The following is a 1445-nucleotide window of genomic DNA, read 5'->3' on the forward strand; positions in this document are numbered from 1 at the left end:
ATGGCTCAATCAAGGTGTGGGGTAACCCAAAGTATGGAATCAAAAAAGCACCCACCGGCAAAGGCTATACCAATATTTATTCAACTACTGATGCCTTTGCTGCTCTTAAAGCTGATGGCTCAATCAAGGCATGGGGTAATCCAGATTCTGGAGGCGCAGACGCACCCGCTGGCAAAAACTATACCGAGATTTATTCAAATTCATATGCCTTTGCTGCCCTTAAAGCTGATGGTTCAATCAAGGCGTGGGGAGACCCAGATTTTGGAGGCAAAAAAGCACCCACTGGCAAAGGCTATATCAAGATTTATTCAAATTCATATGCCTTTGCTGCCCTTAAAGCTGATGGTTCAATCAAGGCGTGGGGAGACTCAAGGTTTGGAGGCAAAAAAGCACCCACTGACAAAGGCTATATCAAGATTTATTCAACCGATCAAGCCTTTGCCGCCCTTAAAGACGATGGCTCAATTACATCGTGGGGTGACTTAGGGGATTCGTGGGATGACTCGGGGAATTTGTGGGGTGTGTGGGATGACTTAGATCATAAACACAAAAATGTACCCACTGACAAAGGTTATACCAAGATTTATTCAAATGCTAATGCCTTTAGCGCTGTTAAGCCCGATGGCTCAATCAGGACATGGGGTGATCCAGGTTATGGAGGTGCGTATGCCTCTGGTTATAATCTAGCGCTTGGAAAACCTGCCACAGAATCCAGCACATATCCATACTCCATCCCCGTTGCTGCTAGCTATGCAGTAGATGGCAACACTGATGGCGAATTCTTAAATAGTAGCACAACTCATACCAACATTGAACAAGGCGCTTGGTGGCAGGTTGATCTAGGCAGTGAGAAAAAGATCAATAAAATCATTATCTACAACCGCACTGATTGCTGTGTAGATAGACTAAGCAACTACCAAGTTAGTATTTCTGATAAAGCAGACTTCAGCACCCATACTTATCAACAAGACTTTCATGTCGTACCTAATCCCAAAAAAATCATTCAATTAAACGGATCAGGCAAACAAGGTCGCTATGTTAGAATCCAATTGCTTGACAAGAACTACCTGTCTCTAGCAGAAGTTCAAGTTATAGGCACTGATCTTTATAAATAAAGAAAACGCAATAAAAGTGTTTCAGTTGCTGGTTGCTTAGGTTGTGATGTGCCGGTAGTTAATTATTCAACGGGTGAATCTGTAAGTGGTGTAGCGCACACTATAGGCAAGACTATAAAGTCTTTGTATAAATAGAGACTCCTGCATTAACCCAATATAATTTATAAAACCCATAAAATAGCGAATTTCCCACCAAAAACTCGGGAAATAGTCAACCCTTAAAAACCACACAACAAATTGATTTATAATAATAAAACCAACAATAACCATAAACAAATCAACCGACTTTTACTAAAATACCTCTTGTTCCTTGGTCGTTTTGCTTAAAAA

Annotated in this window: 1 protein-coding gene; it reads left to right on the plus strand. The window is 41.2% G+C overall.

All coding sequences use genetic code 11. The features are described from left to right. Positions 1–1115 (plus strand): galactose-binding domain-containing protein (locus tag BHECKSOX2_RS01000; RefSeq protein ID WP_180323600.1); only part of this gene is annotated, 1115 nt, incomplete at its 5' end. Positions 1116–1445 lie beyond the last annotated feature (330 nt).

Source organism: thiotrophic endosymbiont of Bathymodiolus puteoserpentis (Logatchev) (genome assembly GCF_900127505.1).
Classification (GTDB): domain Bacteria; phylum Pseudomonadota; class Gammaproteobacteria; order PS1; family Pseudothioglobaceae; genus Thiodubiliella.